Annotated in this window: 9 protein-coding genes; 1 reads left to right on the top strand and 8 read right to left on the bottom strand. The window is 75.0% G+C overall.

Annotated elements, in window-relative coordinates; genetic code table 11:
• Window positions 1-32: 32 nt before the first annotated feature.
• From BLW85_RS23595 to BLW85_RS23585, 3 genes are all read right to left on the bottom strand, one after another.
• Complete coding sequence (locus tag BLW85_RS23595; protein WP_074993034.1) at window positions 33-1,646, bottom strand: succinic semialdehyde dehydrogenase; 1,614 nt, start codon at window positions 1,644-1,646, stop codon at window positions 33-35.
• A gap of 136 nt (window positions 1,647-1,782) precedes the next feature.
• The gene (locus BLW85_RS23590) at window positions 1,783-2,874 is read right to left on the bottom strand and encodes a serine/threonine-protein kinase (protein WP_074993033.1); all 1,092 of its coding nucleotides are present in this window, start codon (window positions 2,872-2,874) and stop codon (window positions 1,783-1,785) included.
• 46 nt (window positions 2,875-2,920) lie between these two features.
• The gene (locus BLW85_RS23585; RefSeq protein ID WP_079172398.1) at window positions 2,921-3,862 is read right to left on the bottom strand and encodes an MBL fold metallo-hydrolase; all 942 of its coding nucleotides are present in this window, start codon (window positions 3,860-3,862) and stop codon (window positions 2,921-2,923) included.
• Window positions 3,863-3,942: 80 nt separating this feature from the next.
• On the opposite strand from BLW85_RS23585, the gene BLW85_RS23580 reads away from it, so the two are divergent.
• Window positions 3,943-4,887, top strand: a complete 945-nt coding sequence (locus BLW85_RS23580; protein ID WP_079172642.1) for an AraC family transcriptional regulator — start codon at window positions 3,943-3,945, stop codon at window positions 4,885-4,887.
• A gap of 226 nt (window positions 4,888-5,113) precedes the next feature.
• Here the strand turns inward: BLW85_RS23580 and BLW85_RS23575 are convergent, their stop codons facing one another.
• From BLW85_RS23575 to BLW85_RS23555, 5 genes are all read right to left on the bottom strand, one after another.
• Window positions 5,114-6,799, bottom strand: a complete 1,686-nt coding sequence (locus tag BLW85_RS23575) for a serine/threonine-protein kinase (protein ID WP_074993032.1) — start codon at window positions 6,797-6,799, stop codon at window positions 5,114-5,116.
• A gap of 125 nt (window positions 6,800-6,924) precedes the next feature.
• Entirely contained in the window at window positions 6,925-8,712 is a 1,788-nt protein-coding gene (locus BLW85_RS23570; RefSeq protein ID WP_074993031.1) for a serine/threonine-protein kinase, read from the bottom strand.
• A gap of 163 nt (window positions 8,713-8,875) precedes the next feature.
• Window positions 8,876-11,284, bottom strand: coding sequence for a protein kinase (locus tag BLW85_RS23565; RefSeq protein WP_074993030.1), 2,409 nt, complete (start codon window positions 11,282-11,284; stop codon window positions 8,876-8,878).
• A gap of 147 nt (window positions 11,285-11,431) precedes the next feature.
• Complete coding sequence (locus BLW85_RS23560) at window positions 11,432-13,435, bottom strand: serine/threonine-protein kinase (protein ID WP_107409166.1); 2,004 nt, start codon at window positions 13,433-13,435, stop codon at window positions 11,432-11,434.
• Window positions 13,436-13,691: 256 nt separating this feature from the next.
• The gene (locus tag BLW85_RS23555; RefSeq protein WP_071828687.1) at window positions 13,692-15,401 is read right to left on the bottom strand and encodes a glycerol-3-phosphate dehydrogenase/oxidase; all 1,710 of its coding nucleotides are present in this window, start codon (window positions 15,399-15,401) and stop codon (window positions 13,692-13,694) included.
• Window positions 15,402-15,660: the final 259 nt, after the last annotated feature.

Genomic DNA, 15,660 nt, shown 5'->3' with positions numbered 1-15,660 from the left:
TCGGGAACGGATCTCAGCGGGGACCGGGTCTTCTAGCGGAAACGGAACGCCTTGAGCAGCCGCAGGCTCGTGGTCATGAAGCGGGCGTAGCCCTCGTCCGTCATGCCCAGCGAGGGCGCCATCGGCAGCAGCCGCTGCTGGGCGACCGTCTGGGCCTCGGTGTACTTGAGGATGCCCTCGGATCCGTGGCGGCGGCCGAGCCCGGAGTCCTTCATGCCGCCCATCGGGGACTGGACGCTGCCGTAGGCGGGCGCGTAGCCCTCGTTGACGTTGACCGTGCCGGTGCGCAGGCGGGCCGCGATGTCCCGGCCGCGGCGGGCATCGGTCGTCCAGACGGAGGAGTTGAGGCCGTAGGGCGTGGCGTTGGCGCGCTCGACGGCCTCGTCGTCGGACGAGAAGCGGTAGACGGAGACGACCGGGCCGAAGGTCTCCTCCTCGCAGACCGCCATGGACCCCTCGACGCCGTCGAGGATGGTGGGCTCGAAGAAGAAGGGGCCGATGTCGGGCCGGGCGACACCGCCCGCGACCACCGTGGCGCCCTTCTCGACGGCCTCCCGCACGTGCCGTTCGACGTTCTTCAGCTGGCGCTCGCCGACCAGGGACCCCATCTCGGCGCCGTAGGCGAGGGAGTTGCCGAGCCGCATGGCCTTGGTGCGGGCGGCGAAGCGCTCAAGGAAGGCGTCGGCGATCGACTCGTGGACGTACAAGCGCTCGATGGAGATGCAGAGTTGGCCGGCCGAGGAGAAGCAGGCGCGGACGGCGCCGGCGGCGGCCTTCTCGATGTCGGCGTCGTCCAGCACCAGCATGGCGTTCTTGCCGCCGAGTTCGAGGGAGACGCCGACCAGCCGGGCGGCGGCACCCTGGGCGACCTCGCGGCCGGTGCGGGTGGAGCCGGTGAAGGAGACGTAGTCGGCGTGCTTGACCAACTCGGGGCCCACGACGGGGCCTTCGCCGAGGACGACCTGGAAGACGCCCTCGGGCAGCCCGGCCTCGATCAGCAGGTCCCGGGCCCACAGGGCGGTCAGGCAGGTCTCGGTGTCCGGCTTCATCACCACGGCGTTGCCCGCGACGAAGGCGGGCAGCGCGTCGCCGACGGACAGCTCCAGGGGGTAGTTCCAGGGGGCGATCTGGCCGACGACCCCGCGCGGGTGGCGCAGCTCGGTGGCCTTCGTGAGGGTCGGCACGGCGCCCGTGTGCCGCTTGGCGCGCAGGTAGGAGGGGGCCTTGCGGCCGTAGTGGCGGGCCGCGACGGCGACGGCCAGCACCTCCTCGTGGGCGTGCAGCCGGGCCTTGCCCGTCTCCAGCTGGACCAGGTCGAGGACCTCGGCCTGACGCTCCAGGAGCAGGTCGTGGAAGCGCAGCAGGACGGCGGCCCGCTGCCGTACCGGGGTCCGCTCCCAGACGGCCTGGGCGACCCGGGCCGCCTCGAAGGCCTCCAGCACGTCCTCGGGCGTGGACTCCGGCAGGTCGGCCAGCTTCTCACCGGTGAACGGCGTGTGGTTGGCGGTCCGGCCGGAACCGGTGACGCCCTTGGTCAGCCGGGCCACCAGCGCAGGGGTGACCACGTCGGCGGCGGTGCGGGCGCCCTCGGGGGCGGGGGCGAGGGGGTTGGTACCGGCGATCTCCGGGGCCTGCGTGTCCGTCATGAGGCGCAGGGTATGCCCCGGCACAGGCTTTGTGTACCCGTCGGTAACGGGGATTCACCGACTGCACACACACTGCCAGCGATCACTGGCAGCGATTGCCCTGATCAGGGCGTTGCCCGCTCGAACACCCGGCCGATCAGTCGTCGCCGGGTTTTTTCGCGAGGAAGAGACCGAGGGCGGCGAGGGGGGTGCGGCGGCGGGGCGCCGCGAGGTCGGGGACGAGACGGCGCAGGGGACCGGGCCGGGGCTCGGTCGGGGGTTGCGTCCGCGACTCGGCCCCGGGCGGCCCCTCCGGCGGCGCGCTCACGGTGTCCGGTGCGTCGCCGGTCTCCGGGGTGTCCGCGGCGCCCGGTACGCCCGGGACCTCCGGCGCGCCCGGGACCTCCGGCCCGCCCGGGACCTCCCGCACAGCCGTGCCGCCCGGCCCGCCCGTGGCCTCCGCCGCGTCCGCGCCGTGTGCCTCCATGGCGTCCGGCTCGTCCCCCGCTCCCAGGTACTCCCGCAGCGCCCACGCCACCTGTTCCGCGCCGGGCCGGGCCTCCGGCTGCTCGGCGAGCAGCCGGTCCAGGAGGGGGCCGAGCGGGCCGGGGTCCGCGTCGCCGACGGCGGTGCGCAGCAGGGCGCCCAGACTCCACAGGTCGGAGGCCGGTCCCGCACCCGGGCCCGCCGCGCGCTCGGGCGCGGTGAAACCGGCGGGCGCGTCCCCCGCGGGCCCGTCGCCTATGCCGAAGTCGGTGAGGACGACCCGGCCGGTGCCGGACTCCAGCAGCACGTTGGCCGGCTTGAGGTCGCGGTGCACGATGCCGACGGCGTGCGCGGCGCGCAGGGCGCCGAGGACGGCGAGCCCGATGCGGGCGGCCTCGGCGGGCGGCAGCGGTCCGCGGCGCAGGGCCGCGGCCAGGGACTCGCCCTCCACCAGCTCCATCACGATCCAGGGCACACCGGCCTCGGTGACGACGTCGTACACGGTGACGGCGCAGGGATGTCGCACGCGGGTCGCGGCGCGGGCCTCCCGGTAGAGGCGGTGGGCGAGCCGGCCGCTCTCCTCGTCCCCGGCCGGGTCGCCGGGCAGCAGGGGTTCCTTGACGGCGACGCGGCCGTGTCCCTCCGCGTCCTCGTCCCAGGCCCGCCACACGGTCCCGGTGGGGCCGGTGCCGAGCCGGTCGGTCAGCCGGTAGCGCCCGCCGATCAGCCGTGCGCCGGGCGGGTGTGCGCCGTCTTCAGCCATGCCCCATCAGTACCCCGCTCGGCACGCCGTTGTCGAAGCGGAACGGTCAGGCCGCCCACCGCCGCAGCGCGAACCCGCCGTTCTCCGTCCGGACTTCGACGGCACCGGTGCCGGGGAAGTGCGCGGGGATCACCAACGCCCGTTCCGCGGCCGCCCGTTGCAGCACCCGCCGCCTGCTCACGGCTGCCCGGACCGGGTCCAGGCAGAAGCAGCTGGCGCACTCGGGCCGCAGGATCTGCACCGGGCTGTGCAGCATGTCGCCCACGAACACGGCGTGTTCACCGCGGGAGGCGACCCGGAGCACGGACGAGCCCGGGGTGTGCCCGGGGGCGGCCTCCAGAGCGAGCTGCCCGTCGATGCGGTACTCGCCCTCCCACACGACGGCCTGTCCGGCCCGGTGCACGGGCGCGACGCTGTCCTCGTAGAGCAGCCGGTCGTCCACCCGGGCCCCGCCCGCGTAGCCGCCCTCGGGGCCGAAGTGGCGGTCGTCGGCGGCCGGGATCAGATAGCGGGCGTTCGGGAAGGTGGGCACCCACGTGCCGGCCACGTCGTGGGTGTTCCAGCCGACGTGGTCGCCGTGGATGTGGGTGTTCACGACGAGGTCGACCTCGGCCGGGTCCACCCCGGCGCGCCGCAGCCGCCCGGGGAGGTCGCCCGGCTGCCGGTGGAAGAGCGGGTTGCCGGGCCGTTCCCGGTCCCGGCCCACCCCGGTGTCGATCAGCACCGTCCGGCCGCCGCTGCGCACCACCCAGGTCTGGATCGCCAGCACCGCCCTGTCCGTGCCGGGCTCCCAGTACCGGGGCGCCAGCCCGGCCGCGTGCTCCCGCCACACCCGCGGTCCGCAGTCGGGCACCAGCCGCCGGGCGGGCAGGAGGGGCCCCTGCCGCTCGACGATCCGCACCACCTCGACCTCGCCGATCACGTACTTCCGCGTCTCTTCCCGCACCTCGTGCGCCTCTGCCGCGTCCTGCGCGTCGTCGTTCGCCATGCCTGTGACGCTAGGAACCCGGCATGAGCGTTCCAATGCGCTCCTTGCTCATGTGGATACGCGGGCGTCTCATGGAGGGCATGGACGTGGTGAGCGACGCGATCTCGGCGGTGCGGGTGGGCAGCCCCTCCTCGGACCGGCTCTCGGTGGACGGCGACTGGCACGTGCGGCTGCCGCCGTACGAGGGGGCCGGTTTCCATGTCGTCCTGCGCGGGACCTGCCGGCTGCTGCGGGACGGGGACGGCGCTGCGGTGACCCTGGGCCCGGGGGACGTGGTGCTGCTCCCGCACGGTTCGGGGCACGCCCTGATGAGCGCGGGCGACGGCTGCGAGGTCGAGCTGCTGTGCGGCAAGTACCGGCTCGACCGCAGCCGTACGCATCCCCTGATGGCGGAGCTGCCGCAGGTGGTGCACCTGCCGCACCGGGTCGGCGAGCATCCCGAACTGCGCGCCGCCATCGACCTGTTGGCGCGGGAACTGGACGAGCAGCGGCCGGGCGGCGGACTGGCCCTGCCGAGCCTGCTGGACCTGCTGGACCTGCTGCTGGTCTACCTGGTCCGCGCCTGGATGAGCCGGGCGCACACCGGCGCGTGGCCGGCGGTGCTGTCCGACCCGGTGACCACGGCCGCGCTGCGGGCGCTGCACGCCGATCCGGCGGCGCCCTGGACGGCCGAGGGGCTGGCCGCCGCGGCGGGTGTCTCCCGCGCCACCCTGGCCCGCCGCTTCACCGCCCTGGTCGGCCGCCCGCCGATGGCCTACCTCACCTGGTGGCGGCTGACGCTGGCGGCGGCCCGGCTGCGCGCGTCCGACGTGCCGCTCGCGACGGTGGCCCGCGAGACGGGTTACGGCAGCCCGTACGCCCTCTCGCACGCCTTCAGCCGGGAGTTCGGCGTCACCCCGGGCCGGTACCGGGCGCTCGCGGCTCCCCCGCTTCCGGACGCCCGCTCGGGGCCCGCGCCGGACGCCCGGTTCCGCGACGCACTCCCGGCGCCGGCGCCGGCGGTGACGTCGCCCTCGCCCGGCTGACCGACGACCGGTTCGCGAACTCCCCTGGTCCGGGTGACCGAGACGGGCGAAGGGCCGCGTCACCGCTCCGCGGCTCGTCCCCTCGACGGCGTCGGCGCGTTCCCGTTCGGGAAGGCGGCCGGGCGCCCCCTCGGCGCGCCCTCGTGCTCCACCGCCCCGGCCGGGCCGCCGCACCCCCACCGCATCGGGGGACGGCACCGGCCACGGAACCGTGACGGGCGCCGGTTCAGGAACCGCCGGGCGTGAAGGTGTCCAGCGCGACGTCGAAGTACTCCCGTGCCTCGCGCACCTTCCCCACCGGTGCCGACACCCAGACGTCGTACAGCCGGCCGGACTCCTCCCAGCACAGGTCGTAGGTGTGCCGCGGACCCTCCGCCGCGCTGTAGCCGTTCCAGGTGAACTCCCAGAGGGCGGCGGGGTGCCCGGCGTGCGTGGTGCGGGTGACCCGGCCGTCGTGGTACCCGGGATTGGACACGGTCCCGTCGGCCGCCTGCGTCCTCATCACCGCCTGCGGGCCGCCGGGCTGGGCGGTGGAGACCTTGACGCCGAGGCGGTACGTCCCCTCCGGCGAGAGGTAGAACACCCGCTCGCCCTGCGGGCTGCGGGTGAACTCCCGCGGCACGGCGAGCGAGAAGCCGGCCGGGTCCCGGGCCGTGCGGTAACCGGAGGGCGCGCCGCGCACCCCGGTCGAGGCGGTGCCGGTGGGGCCCGGGGCGGAGGGGGTCGCGCTCTGTCCGGCCGAGGGCGACGGGGCACGGCTCGTGCCGGTGCCGGTCGACGGGGTCGTCGCCGTACCGCCCGGGTTGCCGCCGCCCCCGCCTTCGTGCCGGTTGAGCAGCAGTGTCGCGGCCGAGACGCCCGCGCCCGCCAGTGCGGCGACGAGCAGCGCCACCACCAGCAGCCCGCGTGTCGACGACCGCGCGGGCACCGGCTCGGTGGCGGGCCCGGGCGCGCCGGGCGGCGGGCCGGACACGCCGGGGCGGGCCGTGGGCTCCGGCGCGGGCACGGTCCTCGGTGTGCGGCCCATCCCGAGCCGGTGCCCGCGCGGTGCGCCCACCGCCTCCGGGGTCTGCGGGGTGTGCCCGGTCTCCAGGTACACGCGCAGCATCCGCTCGGCCGCCTGCGCGCCGAGCCGGAGGTCCGGGTCGCGCTCCAGCAGGCCCCGTACGACGGGCAGCAGCGGCTCGGCCTGGGCGGGCGGGCGGATCTCCGCGGCGACCACGGCGTGCAGGATGCCGCCGAGCGAGTCGCGCCGGAACGGCGACTCGCCGCTGAGCGCCGTGCACAGCAGCGCGCCCAGCGACCACAGGTCGGACTCCGGGCCGGTGCGCACCCCGGACATCCGCTCCGGGGCGGTGTACTCGGGCGAGCCGACGAAGGAGCCGGTCTCGGTGAGCGTGGTGGCGCCCGAGACCTGGGCGATGCCGAAGTCGGTGAGGACGACCCGGTCGGTGGCGGTCTCGATCAGCACGTTCGCGGGCTTGATGTCCCGGTGCAGCACCCCGGCCTCGTGCGCGGTGTGCAGCGCGCCGAGCAGGGCGATCCCGATGCGGGCGGCCTCCACCGGGGTCACCGGGCCGTGCCGGGCGATCCGGTCGGCGAGCGAGCAGCCGTCGATCAACTCCATGACCAGGTAAGGGCGTTCGTCCTGCTCGACCACGTCGTGCACGACGATGATGTGCGGGTGCCGCAGCTGGGCGAGCGCGCGGGCCTCCCGGAGGGTGCGGTCGCGGCGGCGCCGGACGTCGTCCTCGGGGAGCGAGTCGTCCGCGAGGAGTTCCTTGACCGCGACCAGCCGGCCCAGCAGCTGATCGCTCGCCCGCCACACGACGCCCATGCCACCGCGCCCGATACGCGCCTCCAGGCGGTAACGGCCGGCGATCACCCGGAAGTCGGCGCCCTCGGTCCCCATGGGGCCCATCATGCCGCACCGGACCCACCCGCTCCGTGGCTCCGACCGGCCAAGACCCACCGCTCAGCGACTCGTTTTCAGCCGTTCCAGTCGCAAAGCGCACCCGTTCGGCCCAGGGTCTCCCGTCAGCTCGTCGGGTTCGGCTGCTGCCAGCTCTGGAGGACCCACTTGAACTGCTTGGCGGTCTTGGGCCAGTCGGCGGCGGGGCCGGACATGTAGATGGCGTACTCGGCGCCCTCCCGGCCGAAGTACGTCTCCTCGACGGCGTGCCGCGGGCCCGGCACATAGGGCGGGTCCTTCTGCAACGCGGTCCAGGTGTACTCCCACAGCGAGCCCTTGCGGTCGCGGTAGACGTTCCGCTTCATGGTCACGCGCCGGTAGTCGACCAGCCGTTGCAGCTGCTGCTCCAGGTCCGCCTGGTGCTCGTAGGGATCGGCGAAGTCCGGTGAGGAGTCGATGGATATGCGGACGAAGTGCTTGCCGCCGTCCGGGGTGTAGTCGATCTGCTTCAGCGGGCCGTTGATGCCGTAGACCTTCCGCTTCCACCCCTTGGGCAGGGAGATGCTGAAGCCGAGCGGGTCGTGGTGGGTCTCCCAGCTGTCCGGGACGGTGCCGTCCGGGCCCGGCCGGTCGCCGGGGCTCGCCGAGGACGTCGGCGCCGGGGCGGGATCGCCGGACGTCGCGCTGTCGTTCCGCGCGTCGTTCCACTGCTGGAAGCCCACCGCCGCACCGCCGCCGAGCACGGCCGCGACGGCGACGACGAGCGCGAGCGTCCGCAGCCGGCGCCGGGGACGCACCGGCCGTCCGCCGGTGTGCGCCGGCGCCGGGCCCACCGTCGTGGGGCCCACGGGCGTCACCCCGCCGGCCGCGTGACCGTAGCCGGGGGCCGTGGAACCGGCGCCGTGGCCATGGGCGTTCGTGCCGGAGCCGTACACCGCGGTGCTCCCGGCCGGTGCTCCCGTCCCGGGCCCGCCCGGACCGGGACCCTGTGCACCCGGACCGGTCCCGTGCGCACCCGTGCCCGGCCCGTGCGCGCCCGAGTCCGGCCCGTGCAGGCCCGAGCCCTGGGTCGGCACGAACGCCTGGGCGCTGTGCGGCCTCCGGCCCTCCGCGGCCTCGGCGAGCATCTGCTCGGCCTCCTCCGCGCCCGGCCGCTGGGCCGGGTCCTTGTGCAGCAGCGCGGCGATGACCGGGCCGAGCGCCCCGGCGTGCCGCGGCTCCTCGGCGTTCTCCTCGACGACCGCCTGCATGGTGCTCAGCGGGGAGGTGCGGCGGAACGGCGAGCGCCCCTCGACCGCCGTGTACAGCGTGGCGCCGAGCGCCCACAGATCGGAGGCGGGACCGGGGTCGTGGCCGCGCACCCGCTCGGGCGCGAGGTAGTCGACCGAGCCGACGACCTCTCCGGTGCGGGTGATGGTGGAGTCGCCCTCGATCTGGGCGATGCCGAAGTCGGTGAGCAGCACCCGGCCGTCCCGGCCGAGGAGAACGTTGCCAGGCTTGACGTCCCGGTGCAGTACCCCGGCGGAGTGCGCCGCGCGCAGCGCCCGCAGCACCCACATCCCGATGCGGGCCGCCTCCCGGGGCTCCACCCGCCCCCGCTCCTTGACCTCGTCGGCCAGCGAGTTGCCCTCGACCAGCTCCATCACGATCCAGGGGCGGCCGTCGTGTTCGAGGACGTCGTGCACGGTGACGACGGCGGAGTGGTTGATGCGCGCGGCGGCCCGCGCCTCGGCCCGGGTGCGGGCCAGCAGCACGGCCTGCTCGCTGTCGGGGACGTAGAGCGCCGCGGTCAACTCCTTGACGGCGACCGTCCGGTGCAGCACCTCGTCGTGCGCGCGCCACACCCGGCCCATGCCGCCGCTGCCGATGGAGTCGACGAGCCGGTAGCGGCCCGCTATGAGCAGGCCCTGCATCTGATTCACGTTGCCCCGCAATGCTCTTGTCAGGGTCAGACTAAGGACCGGCCCGTTCGGGGGGAACAAGCGGGGTCCGTTGGAAACCGCACTGTGACGATGGTCATTTCCGCGCCAGAAGGGGAACCGGCGCGCCGGGACAGGGCAGTTGTGTACGCCTTGCTCAACCGGTGTAGCGGTACGTCGCGGTAGCTTCCTCGTACAGCCGTGTCACCTCGTCCCGGTCGGCGTCCGGGCCGCGGACCTGGAGGACGTGGTAACGGCCGTTCAGGAGGATCGCCATGTTGCGCACGAACAGGTCCCGGCCCTGTCCGTCGGTCCAGGTGAACTGCCCCTCGGCCATGGTCCGTCCGCCCACCTCTATGGTGCGCAGCCCGGTGGCGGTGGCCCAGCTGGAGTCGCGGTACGGCTGGAGTTCGCGTTCCTTGTCCCGCTGATAGGCCATCGGGTCGCTGCCGTACGACGCGGCGCCGTCCCGCCCGGGTACGACCATCAGCTCGAAGTCGCCCCGACCGTAGACGACTTCGCCGCTGCCGTTCTTCGGCGCGCGGGTCCAGCCCCTGGCCACGGCGATCTCGAAGCCCTCGGGGTCCTTGCGCAGGGTGAAGCCGTCGGGGACGGAGGAGGCGCCGCCGTTCTGGGTCTCGGTGGCGGACGGGCTGCCCTGGGTGCGCGAGGGCGCGGGCGACGGCTGCCCGGTGGTGCGGTCCGCGCCGCCCGGTGCCCCGCTGTGCGCGTGCTGCTTCGGCATGAACAGCATCGCGTACGCGACCGCTCCGGCCAGCAGCAGGAGGATCAGCAGAAGCAGGACCCGGCCGAGCCGGCGCGGCGAACCCGCCTCCTCGCGGTCCCGCTTGTGTCGCCCGTGCGGATGGTTCTCGGGCAGCCGGGCCCGGCGGCGGCGCACCAGTTCGCCGCGGCGCCGCACGATCGGCAGCCGGCGCGGGTCGGCGGGCGGGACCGGCACGACCCGGGTACCGGCCTCCGGCTCGGGCGCGGAGCGCACCAGCGAGCGCAGCCAGCCGTTCAGCTCCTCGAAGTCCGGCCGTTCGGTGGGGTCCTGGCGCAGCAGCGACTCCACGACCGGCCGCAGCGGTCCGCACTCCTCGGCGTACGCGGGCGGCTCGGCGCACACCAGCTGCACCAGTTCGGCGGTGGACTCCTCGGGGTAGGGCGCGTGTCCCTGCACCGCCCGGAACAGCAGCGCGCCCAGCGCCCACAGATCGGTGGCGGGTCCGACCGGCGCCGCCAGCTGCCAGTTCTCGTGCACGGGCCCGGCCTGCTCCGGCGCCCACCGCTCGGCCACCGGTCCGACCACCGCCATCCGTGCCTGCCGCGCCCGTTCGGCGGCGAGCGCGCCGGCGGGCCGGCGACCGGCGGCGGGACCCGCGTGGTCCCAGCCGGCGCCGGTGTGCGGGGGGACGGCGGGCACGGGGGCGGGGGCCTGCCGGCGGGCGGGTTCCAGGTCGCGCCGGGCGACGTCCGGTGTGCCGCCGTGCACCCCGTAGGGGTCGGTGGTGAGGCCGGGCGGGGCGGCGGGGTACGGGGACTGCGCCGTGCCGTCGTCCCCGGCCGGGCCGGTGCCGTCCTCGGCGGGCCGCCGGGCACCCGGCAGCGCGGCGCGTCCGTCCTGCCGGGCCTCCTGCACCCGGGCCGCGGCGCGGGCGCCCGCCCGGTACGCGGCGATGGCGCCGGCCCGCGCGGCGCGGATGTCCGCGCCGCTCTCCAGCGCCTGCCGCGCCACCGGAGCGGGCCCGCCCGGCCCGCCGGGTCCGGCGGGCGCGGTGCCGGGGACCCCGGTGCCGCCGGACGCCCGCGCCTGGATGGCGGCCCGGCGCGCGGCCTCGGCGTCCACGGCACCGGGCGCGGCCGCGCCGCCGCCGGGGAGTCCGCCGTCCCGAGCCGGGTTCCGGTCCCCGGGCCGCTCCGGGGAGACCTCCGTGTCGTCCTCGCGGCCCGGGACCGGGTCGTAGCCGCACAGCGCCTCCTCCGCCGCGCCGGAGGCGAGGCCGGTCAGCAGGACGCGGCCGTCGTCGCAGACGAGGACGGTGCGGGCGGTGACGTTGCGGTGCACCCAGCCGTGGGCGTGCAGCACCCGGAGCGCCATGAGCACGTCGGAGGCGACCTCGGCCGCCCGGTACGGCGTGAGCGGCCGCTCGGCGAGCAGCGCGGACAGCGGGCGGGCGGCCACCCACTCGCTGACGATCCACAGCGAGCCGCCCTCGGCGAACACGTCGAACACCTGGTCGAGGCGCGGGTGGTCGGGGACGGCGGCCGCCGCCTGCGCGGCCTCGACGGCGCGCCGCACCGCGGGATCGGCGGGCTGCCGGGTCGCGGCGCCCGCGCCCGGTGCGGGACGCGTCCCGCGCCCGCGCGCCGTGAACCCCTCGGGCAGCCCCTCCGCGTCGAGCACCTCCGCCTCGACGACCTCGGGCAGCGGAACCTGCCGGACCAGCACTTCCTGCCCGCTGTAGGTGTCGAAGGCGCGGGTCTCGGTGAGTTCGTACGCGTCGGACGGCGGCAGCGGCAGGCGGTAGCGGTCGGCCAGCACCCGGCCCGCGTAGTCGTCCATTCCGCCTCCCCCTCCCCCGGCTTCGTACGGTCCGCAACCATTCACGATACGTGCCGGAGGCAACCCGCACGGTGCGGATGACGGATTATCAGGCCTCGAACAAGCCTCGATGCGGCTTCGAACGGGCCACGATCCGCCGTGCCCCGCCTAGGACTTGGGCCGGAAGGACCCGGTCAGGGTCTTCCACGTGTCCTTGCGCAGGTCGCCGTCCCACTCGCCGGCCTTCGCGGTGTACATCAGCGCGTACCCGAGATGGCCGTTCACCACGAAGCCGCGGTCGATCGTGCGGTACTCGGTGCCGCCGTCGACGTAGGTGAACTCCCAGTCGGCCGTGTTCCAGCCGCGGTAATCCACCTTCTCTATCCGGACCTTGTGGTACTGCGAGCGCACCATGTAGCGCTCCTGGTTCTTCCAGTCCGCCACCGGGTCGTCCTTGGGCGTGCCGGTCCAGGCGACGAGCAGCTTCTGCCCGTCGGGCCCGGTGTAGCGGTCGCCCGCGGCCCCGTGGGACCGGTACGACCAGCCCTTGGGCAGCCCGATCGCATACCCCTGGCCGCCCTTGCGGGTGGAGACGGCGGGCGCGCTCCCGCTCGCGTCGGCGGTGGTGCTCGCCGCGGTGCCGGGCGCGGCCGCGGTACCGGCGGGCGTGGAACTCCCGCCGTCCGTACGGGTGCCGCCGTCCGGCTCCTTGCCCTGGCTGTGCCCGGCGGAGGCGCCGGCCCCGGCCGGGGTCTTGGCGGCACCCTTGTCGTCCTTGTCGTCGCCGCTGAACGCGAGGGCCAGGACGGTGCCGAGCACCGCGAGGGCGACCACCACGGCGACGATCACCAGCGTCCGTCTGGGCACCACGTCGGTCAGCGGTGCCCTCGGCGCCTGCCGCGGCGGCAGGTCCAGGTCCGGCGGCGGCATCACGGGCCATCCCGAACCGGCCTTCGCGGGACCGGAGTTGGCCGGGCCGTGCGCTCCGGGGCCGGGCACGGCGGCACCCGGGCGGCTGCCGCCGGCGGCCGGGGCCGTGGGCGCGGTACGGCCGGCGGCCGCGTCCCCGGGAGCCGTACGGTCACCGGCCGGCTTGCCGGCCGCCGGGCCGCCCCCGGCCTTCGTCCCCGGCGCGTCGCCGCTCTTCGGCCGGGCCGTGGCCGCGGCGCCGGCCGCGCCCGCCGCCTTGCGGACCGAGCGCAGCGCGCCGCGCAGCTTCTCCGCGGCCTCCTCGCCCCGCTTGCCCTCGCCGTCGGGCTGCACCGGCAGCGGCACCACGCGGGTGGCGTCCAGCGGCTCCGGTTCGGGCGCGTGGATCACCTTGTTCAGCAGCGCCCGGGCCCCGGCGTCGTCGAGCCGCTTGGCCGGGTCCTTGCTGAGCAGGCCGTAGATGACGTCCCGCAGCGGGCCCGCGTTCTTGGGCTCCTCCAGCGGCTCGGTCATCACCGCGGTGAGCGTGGCGATCGCCGAACCCTTGTCGTACGGCGGCACGCCCTCGACCGCCGCGTACAGCAGACCGCCGAGCGACCACAGGTCGGCGGCCGGTCCGGGCTTGTGGCCGCGGGCGCGCTCCGGGGAGATGTAGGACGGGGCGCCGACGAGCATGCCGGTGGAGGTGATGGACGGGTCGCCCTCGACCTGGGCGATGCCGAAGTCGGTGAGGACGACCCGGCCGTCCTCGGCGATGAGCACGTTGGACGGCTTCACGTCCCGGTGCAGGATGCCCTCGCGGTGGGCGGAGCGCAGCACGTCCAGGACGGCGAGGCCGACCTCGGCGGCGCGCCGGGGCTTGAGCACGCCGTCCTCGCGGATGACCTCGGCGAGGGACTTGCCCTCCACCAGTTCCATGACGATCCAGGGCCGGTCGTCCTCGTCGACCACGTCGAAGACCGTCACCGCGCTGTTGTTGCGGATCCGGGCGATCGCCTTGGCCTCGCGCAGGGTGCGCGTGATCAGGCGCCGCTTCTCCTCCTCGTCGATGTTCGACGGGAACCGCAGTTCCTTGACGGCGACCGTCCGGCCCAGGGTCTCGTCCTCGGCGCGCCAGACCGTGCCCATGCCGCCGCGGCCCAGCACGTCTCCCAGCCGGTACCGCCCGGCGAGGAGACGCCGTCCGCTCTTGCCCTGACGAGTCTCCTGACGAGATGTCCCCGCCCGCTCCGCCTCCGACATGCGTCCCCTCATACAACCCGCCCTGACAGAGCCTCCATTGTCTCTCACCCGGCAAGTGGTCGATGCCCTGGGGCCCTCCCCGGCCCCGCTCCCCGGGCCCACCGAAGCGCCCCTCGCGCCCGGCGGGATGACGGCCCGTGAGAAAGCGGCGACCCGGGGTGCCGACCCTTCGGGCACACCCGGCCAAACCGCTGCCCCGGCCCCCGCCGAGGGGCGGCCGGACCACCGCCCCGGGCCCGCTGTCGGGCGTTCGCGGTCAGGTGAGCGGCACGATGTCCGGCGCCCCGAGCCGCGCCGCGTCCGCCGTGAGGTCGTCGGGCTGGAGCTGGGACTCCCGCTCGGCCTCCACGCGCTTCTCGTAGTGCTCGACCTCGCGGGCGATCCGGTCCTCGTCCCACCCCAGGACCGGCGCCATCAGCTCGGCCGCCTCGCGGGCGCTGCGGGTGCCCCGGTCGAAGGTCTCGATGGAGATGCGGGTGCGCCGGGTGAGGACGTCGTCCAGGTGCCGGGCGCCCTCGTGCGAGGCGGCGTACACCACCTCGGCGCGCAGATAGTCGTCGGCGGCGCGCAGCGGTGCGCCGAGCGCGGGGTCCGCGGATATGAGGTCGAAGATCTCCTCGGCCATCGAGCCGTACCGGTTCAGCAGGTGTTCCACCCGGACCACGTGCAGTCCGGTGCGGGCGGCGATGCGGGCCCGCGCGTTCCACAGCGCCTGGTAGCCCTCCGCGCCCAGCAGCGGGGTCTCCTCGGTCACGCAGTCGGCGACCCGCTGGTCCAGGCCGTGCACCGCCTCGTCGACGGCGTCCTTGGCCATCACCCGGTAGGTGGTGTACTTGCCGCCGGCCACGACCACCAGGCCCGGCGCCGGGTGGGCCACCGTGTGTTCGCGGGACAGCTTGCTGGTGGCGTCGGACTCGCCGGCCAGCAGCGGACGCAGCCCCGCGTACACCCCCTGCACGTCGTCGCGGCCGAGCGGCACGGCCAGCACCGAGTTGACGTGTTCCAGCAGGTAGTCGATGTCGGCGCTGGAGGCGGCCGGGTGGGCCTTGTCGAGGTCCCAGTCGGTGTCGGTGGTGCCGACGATCCAGTGCCGGCCCCAGGGGATGACGAAGAGCACGGACTTCTCGGTGCGCAGGATCAGCCCGGTGGTGGAGTGGATGCGGTCCTTCGGCACGACCAGGTGGATGCCCTTGGAGGCGCGCACGTGGAACTGGCCGCGCTCGCCCACCATGCCCTGGGTGTCGTCGGTCCACACACCGGTGGCGTTGACGATCTGCCGGGCGCGGACCTCGTACTCCCCGCCGCCCTCCACGTCCCGCACCCGGGCGCCGACGACCCGCTCGCCCTCGCGCAGGAAGCCGGTGACGCGCGCCCGGTTGGCCACCTTCGCGCCGTACGACGCCGCCGTGCGCACCAGCGTGACCACGAAGCGGGCGTCGTCCACCTGGGCGTCGTAGTACTGGAGGGCGCCGACGAGGGCGTCCTTGCGCAGGCAGGGCGCCACCCGCAGGGCGTGACGGCGGCTCAGGTGGCGGTGCACGGGCAGTCCCCGGCCGTGCCCGCGGGCCATGGACATCGCGTCGTAGAGCGCGACGCCGGAGCCCGCGTACAGCCGCTCCCAGCCGCGGTGCTGCAACGGGTAGAGGAACGGCACCGGTTTGACCAGGTGCGGGGCGAGCCGCTCCAGGAGCAGGCCGCGCTCCTTCAGCGCCTCGCGGACCAGGGCGAAGTCGAGCATCTCCAGATAGCGCAGACCGCCGTGTATGAGCTTGCTGGACCGGCTGGAGGTGCCGGAGGCCCAGTCCCGCGCCTCGACCAGACCGGTGGACAGGCCGCGAGTGACGGCGTCCAGCGCGGTGCCCGCACCGACCACGCCACCGCCGATCACCAGTACGTCCAGCTCGCGCTCGGCCATGGCCGCCAGTGCCTCGGCGCGCTGCGCCGGTCCCAGAGTCCCTGTCCTCACCGCTGCCTCCCGCTGTCGCTGCCTCGCTCGCGTCGGCCGCACCCGGTGGGCGAAGCCCGGATCACCCCCACCTCCTGCCCAAATTCTGACCGGCTTGCCCGACTTCGGCCACCACGCGCCCGCGGCCTGTGGACAACTGGGGCGCAACCCCGGGAAGACACACGAACAGAATCCCACATAACGGTCATATTTACTCCTAGTGTGACAGTGCGCTCGCTCATCTCGTCCACAGCGGTTGCGCATCCGTTCCGCTTCGGTT

Origin of the sequence: Streptomyces misionensis (assembly GCF_900104815.1) — a bacterium.
GTDB lineage: Bacteria > Actinomycetota > Actinomycetes > Streptomycetales > Streptomycetaceae > Streptomyces > Streptomyces misionensis.
This window is presented reverse-complemented; position numbering and strand designations above follow the sequence as displayed.